A 6,051-nucleotide genomic window follows, 5' to 3' on the forward strand; every position below is an offset into this window, starting at 1 on the left:
GCGCGGGTGGTTGCACCTGGGGATGGCGCCGCTGGCGACCATCCTCGGATTACTGGTTGGCGGCCCAGGAGATCGTCTGGTCGCGTTGGCGGCGTCACGGATCTGCAGTTCCTCGGAGTAGCTGGTCGTGGTGACCATGGCGTCCGCCCAGCGGCCCACGGGGGCGGGCCCGGTTGCGGCCGCTACTGCGGTACCGAGATCGGCGCCTCCCACCGGAAGCGCACCGACTGACCGGGTCGTACCTGCCCGGCGTATGGCAGGTCGTCGGGATGGACGACCGCGATCACCGGATAGCCCCCGGTGACCGGGTGGTCGGCGAGGAAGATCAGAGGTTGGCCATCGGCCGGGACCTGGACCGCACCCTCCACCAGGCCCTCGGAGAGCAGTTCCTCGGTCCGGCTGCGCCCCAGGGCCGGCCCGGTCAGGCGCACGCCGATGCGGTCGGCGTGCGCCGACACGGCATACGTGGTCTCCCCGAATGTGCGCCGCGCGGCGGCGGTGAACCAGTCGGCGCGGGGGCCGGGGACCACGCGCAGTTCCACCACGGGTGGCAGGGAGCGCTGGGCGACGTGGTCGACGCCGGGGATCGGACCGTTCGGGGTGCCCAGGGGTATGCGGTCACCATCACCTAGGCGCGCCGGCCCGATGCCGGAGAGCAGGTCGGTAGCGCGCGAGCCGAGCACCGGGGGCACATCGATCCCGCCGCGGATCGCGACATACGTCCGGACTCCGCTGTCCGGACGACCGAGTTCCAGGACCTGCTCGGCGCGCAGGTGCAGGGCCGCGCAGGCGTCGTGGGCGCGTCCGTCGATGTGCACCGGGGTCGGGGCCCCGGCCGTAGCTAGCAGCAGGTCGCAGCCAGCCCGGACGGCGAGCCCGCCGAAGGTGACTTCCAGCCCGGCGGCATTCTCGGGGTTGCCGACCAAGCGATTGGCCAGGCGCAGGCTGGGGCGGTCGAGGGCCCCGGACCGGCCGACGCCGAGGTGCGCGGACCCGATCCGCCCGAGGTCCTGGACGGTGGTCAGTGCCCCGGCGCGCAGGATCTCCAACATCAGGCCGCCTCGATAAAGCGCACCCGGGTCCCGGCGGTTAGCAGGGCCGGCGGGGTGCGGTTCAGATCCCAGAGCACCATGTCCGTATGTCCGAGTAACTGCCACCCACCGGGCCCCTGGCGCGGATAGATGCCGGTGAACTCGCTGGCCAGGGCCACCGAACCGGCAGGTACGCGGGTGCGGGGAGTGGCGCGTCGGGGCACCTGGAGGCGCGGGTCGCCGCCGGCAATATAGGCGAAGCCGGGCGCGAAGCCAGCGAAGGCCACCACATACTCGCCGGCCAGATGAGTGCGGACAACCTCCGCCTCGCTCATCCCGGTGAGCTGCGCGATCTCGGGGAGGTCCGCGCCGTCATACCGGACCGGGACCTGCACCAGCGCGCTCGATTCGCTGGCGCGCACATCGGCCAGGTTCACCCCCCGCACGTGCGCCGCGACTCGGGCGTGGGTGGTACTCGCATCGAAACGCAGCAGCAGAGTCCGGGCGGCGGGCACCAGGTCCTCGACCCCGGCGGGCGGGTCGGCGCGCAGGGCGGCATACAGCGCCAACACCTCGTCCAGATCGGCGCATTCGACGAGCAGGCCACGGTGGCCCGCCGGGAGCAGATGTCTCACGACGCGAACGGTCGCAGCTCGACCCCGGCCGCATCGAGCGCCCGGCGTACGGCCTGGGCGATCTCCACGGCACCGGCGGTGTCTCCGTGCACGCAGATCGAGTCGGCGGGCACGCTCACCTCGCTGCCATCGACCGCGACGATCACCCCTTCGGTGACGAGCCGGACGCAGCGGGCGGCGATCTCCTGCGGGTCGTGCAACACCGCGCCGGGCTCCCGTCGGGAGACCAGCAGACCCGCGGCCGTATAAGCGCGATCGGCGAAGGCCTCGGCCATCGTGGGCAGCCCGGCCGCCGCGGCGGCGCTGAGCAGCTCCGAGTCGGGCAGGCCGAGGACGGGGAGGCTGGCGTCATACGCCTGCACGGCGGCGACGACGGCCCCGGCCGTATGTGGATCGACCGCCGCCTTGTTGTAGAGCGCGCCGTGCGGCTTGACGTAGCGCACGCGGGTGCCGCATACCCGGGCGATGCCGTCCAGGGCCCCGATCTGGTAGATCACCTCATCGGTCAACTCGGACGGCTCGACGTCCATGGTGCGGCGGCCGAACCCGGCCAGATCGCGATAGCTGACCTGGGCGCCGACACTGACCCCGCGGGCGGCGGCCCGAGCACACACCTGACGCAGTGTGCTCGGGTCGCCGGCATGGAACCCGCACGCGACATTGGCGCTGGTGACAAGCTCCAGCATCGCGTCGTCGTCGCCGAGTACCCAGCGCCCAAAGCTCTCGCCCAGGTCGCTGTTGAGGTCCACCCGCCGCGCGTTCACCCTCGGATCATCCCGCGCTCTCGGCGAGCTGGCCGTGCAGGGGATCCTCCTCAAGGTCGGCGTGGGCCGTCTCGGGGGCGGCGAGCACGCAGATCACGCAGAGCACCAGCATGGCGATCACGTAGATGACGATCGGCCACGCGCTGTCGTACTTCTTCAGCAGCGCCGTGGAGATGATCGGCGCGAGCGCGCCACCGAGGATGCCCGCGAGCTGATAGCCCATCGAGGCGCCGGTGTAGCGCACCCGAGTCGGGAACATCTCGCTGATGAAGGAGGCCTGCGGGCCGTACATCGCGGCGTGGAAGATCAGCGCCATCACGGCGGCCAGGGCAATGAGAGCGAACCGGCCGGTGTCCAGCAGCTTAAAGAAGACCAGCAGCCAGATCGCGGCACCGATCGCCCCGCCCAGGTAGATCGGCCGGCGGCCGAACTTGTCCGAGAGATGACCGAAGAGCGGGATGGCGCACACCTGCACCGCGGCGGCGATGAAGACCGCATTGAGGGCGTAGGACTTGGGCAGCTCGAGATAGGTCGCGACATAAGTCGTGATGAAGAGAACGAAGGTATAGAAGGCGACGTCCACCCCGATCCGCGCGCCGATGGCGAGAAGGACCCGGCGGGGGTAGCGGCGCAGCACCTCGAGGACCGGAGCGGCCTCCGGCTCCTTGGCGGCGGCCTCCTCGAACATCGGGCTCTCCTCCAGCGAGCGACGGATCCACAACCCGACGAGGACGAGAATGCCGCTGAGCAGGAAGGGAACTCGCCAGCCCCAGCTGTTGAAGGCGCTCTCAGAGGTCACTCGACCCATCAACGAGAGCACGCCATTGGCCAGCAGCAGACCAATCGGCACGCCGACCTGCGGCCAACTGGCATTGAGGCCGCGCCGCTTCGGGTCGCCGCTCTCCAGGGTCATCAGGACCGCGCCACCCCATTCACCGCCCAGGCCGATGCCCTGGATGAAGCGCAGGGTGACCAGCAGCAGCGGCGCGGCGACGCCAATGGAGTCATAGGTCGGCAGCAGACCGATCGCAAAGGTCGACAGACCCATGATCAGCAGGGTGACGACCAGGACTTTCTTCCGGCCGATCTTGTCGCCGAAGTGACCGAAGATCACGCCGCCCAGAGGCCGGGCGACGAAGCCCACGGCATACGTCGTGAACGACAGCAAGGTGCCGGTGAGCGAATCGAAGGTGGGGAAGAAGAGCTTGTTGAAGACCAGCGCCGCGGCGGTGCCATAGATGAAGAAGTCGTACCACTCCAGGGAGGTACCGATGAGGCTCGCAACGATGATCCGGCGCACGGACGACGGCGGACGGGCCGTGCCGGTGGCGATCGCGGAATGGGCCATAGGGATCCTTCGAGGTCCGGTCGGAGACCACCCGTCCCCGAACGGCGAGACATTAGCGGATTGTTGAGCAATTCAACAAGGGGAAGATGGTCTTATCCGGTGATTGGACGGTGAGTACATTGGTCCGAGTCGCAAGCCCGTGACCGTATGGAGGTGTCCGTGCCCGGTAGTGCGATGCCGGTGCCGCTGCCGCCCCTGGCGCGGCGGGAGAGCACCGCGGAGGCGGTGGCCGCGGTGCTACGGACGCAGATTGCGGGCGGGGCGATCCGGCCGGGGACGCAATTGCGCGAGGAGCACATCGCCAGCGCTTTGGAGGTCTCGCGCAATACCGTGCGTGAGGCGTTTCGACTGCTCAGCCACGAGCGACTGGTCGAGCATGCCTTGCATCGCGGGGTCTTCGTCCGGGTCTGCGGGCCGCAGGAGGTCCGTGATATCTACCGGACCCGACGCTTCGTGGAGCCGTTGGGGATGCGCGCGGTTGTCGAGCAAGCGGCGGGGCTGCGGGAACTCGCCGATGCGGTCGCTGCGGGTGGGGCCGCCGCCGACGCGGGAGATTGGGATGCCGTCGGTACGGCCGATATTGATTTCCACCGCCGCCTAGTGGCGGCGTGCGGCAGCGTGCACCTCGAGGCGATGTTCGAGGCGGTGCTGGCCGAATTACGCCTGGCGTTCCTTCGCCTACCCGATGCCCAGGCCCTGCACCAGCCCTTCCTATTGCGCAATGAGGGAATGGTGGTGTTGCTGGAGGGCGGCGATCTGCATACCGCGCTGCGCGAACTGGACGACTACCTGCACGAGGCCGAGGCGCAACTCCTCGCCGTGATCGACGCCTGAGGTGGAGCCGCGGTGGCGCACGCGGACCGGGCGGCAGTGCTCGAGCGCTATGCGCGCTATCTCGCCGCGTACAACTCGCGAGCGTGGTCCGAGCTCGGGTCGCATGTCGCGGACGAGGTGCTCGTCAACGGCCGGATGCGCACCCGCACGAAGTATGTCGCCGACCTGCAGATCCTGTGCGAGTCGTTTCCCGATTACCGATGGACCTTGGTGCGGGTCCTGGCCGACGGCGACTGGTTGGCGGTTCACGTGCACGACACTGGCACCCGGCAGGGGGCCTTCGCCGGCGCCCCGGGAGATGGCACCGCGGTGGAGACCGACGAATTCGCCATGTACCGCTTCGGGATCGATGGCCGCATTCGCGAGGTCGAGGTGACCACCGACAATGCCCGCCTCATCCGCGAAGCGCCCGGCGAGCGTGGCTGAACCCGACTCGTTGTCGGCAACACGCCGTATGCGGTTCGTTGCCCCCGCGTGTTGCCGACACCCCGGACGTCGTTCTGCGCTGTCCTGCCTGGGGCCGCCCCGAGCGGGCCCATCCAAACGGCCCAGGAGGTCAGTTGGCGTGAGGCTCCGGCACGCCGGCGGCGGCCAGCAGTGCCGAGAATGGGGTGACCTCGGCAAAGGCATCCGGCGCGGGCCGGCGCACCGAGGCCCCGGTAACCAGCGTGGCGAGTTCGGTCGCCGCCCGGGCCACCCGGCCGGCCAGAGCTGAGGCGCCGTCGCCGCCGAAGTCGGAGGTGGCGGCAAACACCGCGGTGGGCACGCTCAGGGCACCCCGATGGGCGAAAAGCGGCCGCAACGCGTGCTCCAGCACCAACGAATGCCGTTCTGTCCCAACGGAAGCGGCGAGCAGCACCGGCGTGCCGCGCAGGTCCTCCATACCGATCAGGTCGATGATCGACTTGAACAGCCCGCTGTAGGACGCCTGTAAAGTGGGGGTGACCACGACGAGCGCGTCGGCGTCGGCCACATTCCGCAGCGCTACGGCCAGTTTCTCGCCGGGGAAGCCGGTGAGCAGCGCATCCACGATCGCGTGCCCATGGTCGCGCACCTCGACATGCCGGACCTCGACGCTGTCCTCGGTGCCGGCCAGCGCATTGCGGGCCGCCTCGGTGAGCTGATCGACCAGCAGCCGGGTCGAGCTGGGCACGCGCTGAGAACGGTAAGAAGGCGATCGGTCATCGCTGTTCCACCACCTGTTCACTCGTGCGGGCGGCCAGCCGCGCCGCGTGCGTGGGCGCGTCGGGCACATGCGGGGGCCGCAGCGGGGCGAACTCCTTGCGCAACACCGGCACTACCTCCTCACCAAGAATGTCCAACTGCTCCAACACGGTCTGCAAGGGCAGCCCGGCGTGATCCATCAAGAAGAGCTGGCGCTGGTAATCCCCGACATACTCCCGGAAGCCGAGCGTGCGCTCGATGACCTCTTGCGGGCT

At 69.4% G+C, this 6,051-nt stretch carries 7 protein-coding genes and 1 pseudogene; 2 read left to right on the forward strand and 6 right to left on the reverse strand.

Annotation, left to right across the window (positions count from 1 at the left end; translation table 11 throughout):
- Positions 1-182: 182 nt before the first annotated feature.
- The 4 genes from PKH97_RS12720 to PKH97_RS12735 are packed head-to-tail and all read right to left on the reverse strand — an operon-like array spanning position 183 to position 3,778.
- Positions 183-1,052 (reverse strand): biotin-dependent carboxyltransferase family protein, encoded by an 870-nt coding sequence (locus PKH97_RS12720; RefSeq protein WP_324387860.1) that lies wholly within the window; start codon positions 1,050-1,052, stop codon positions 183-185.
- A complete protein-coding gene (locus tag PKH97_RS12725) occupies positions 1,052-1,666 on the reverse strand; it encodes an allophanate hydrolase subunit 1 (RefSeq protein WP_324387861.1) in 615 nt (204 codons plus the stop codon). The genes PKH97_RS12720 and PKH97_RS12725 overlap by 1 nt, the downstream gene beginning before the upstream one ends.
- On the reverse strand, positions 1,663-2,430 hold the full coding sequence (locus PKH97_RS12730) for a 5-oxoprolinase subunit PxpA (protein WP_324387862.1): 768 nt from the start codon (positions 2,428-2,430) through the stop codon (positions 1,663-1,665). The genes PKH97_RS12725 and PKH97_RS12730 overlap by 4 nt, the downstream gene beginning before the upstream one ends.
- Before the next feature lie 7 nt (positions 2,431-2,437).
- Positions 2,438-3,778, reverse strand: a complete 1,341-nt coding sequence (locus PKH97_RS12735) for an MFS transporter (RefSeq protein ID WP_324387864.1) — start codon at positions 3,776-3,778, stop codon at positions 2,438-2,440.
- Positions 3,779-3,937: 159 nt separating this feature from the next.
- Here PKH97_RS12735 and PKH97_RS12740 point away from each other — a divergent pair, with 159 nt between their 5' ends.
- Both PKH97_RS12740 and PKH97_RS12745 read left to right on the forward strand, forming a co-directional pair.
- Positions 3,938-4,612, forward strand: coding sequence for a GntR family transcriptional regulator (locus PKH97_RS12740; RefSeq protein WP_324387865.1), 675 nt, complete (start codon positions 3,938-3,940; stop codon positions 4,610-4,612).
- 12 nt (positions 4,613-4,624) lie between these two features.
- A complete protein-coding gene (locus PKH97_RS12745; protein ID WP_324387866.1) occupies positions 4,625-5,038 on the forward strand; it encodes an ester cyclase in 414 nt (137 codons plus the stop codon).
- 130 nt (positions 5,039-5,168) lie between these two features.
- Here PKH97_RS12745 and PKH97_RS12750 read toward each other — a convergent pair whose 3' ends face one another.
- Together PKH97_RS12750 and PKH97_RS12755 are read right to left on the reverse strand one after the other, a co-directional pair.
- Positions 5,169-5,765: a CE1759 family FMN reductase gene (locus PKH97_RS12750; protein WP_324387867.1), complete on the reverse strand. Its 597-nt coding sequence runs from the start codon at positions 5,763-5,765 to the stop codon at positions 5,169-5,171.
- 28 nt (positions 5,766-5,793) lie between these two features.
- A pseudogene (locus tag PKH97_RS12755) lies at positions 5,794-6,051 on the reverse strand (5,10-methylene tetrahydromethanopterin reductase); the annotation flags it as partial.

This window comes from Nostocoides sp. (genome assembly GCF_035343835.1).
Taxonomy (GTDB): Bacteria; Actinomycetota; Actinomycetes; order Actinomycetales; family Dermatophilaceae; genus Nostocoides_A; species Nostocoides_A vanveenii.

Bases quoted from the DNA above. Each gene is read 5' to 3' on its own strand.
- PKH97_RS12720 (WP_324387860.1), bottom strand. From the start codon at position 1,052: ATGTTGGAGATCCTGCGCGCCGGGGCACTGACCACCGTCCAGGACCTC.
- PKH97_RS12735 (WP_324387864.1), bottom strand. From the start codon at position 3,778: ATGGCCCATTCCGCGATCGCCACCGGCACGGCCCGTCCGCCGTCGTCC.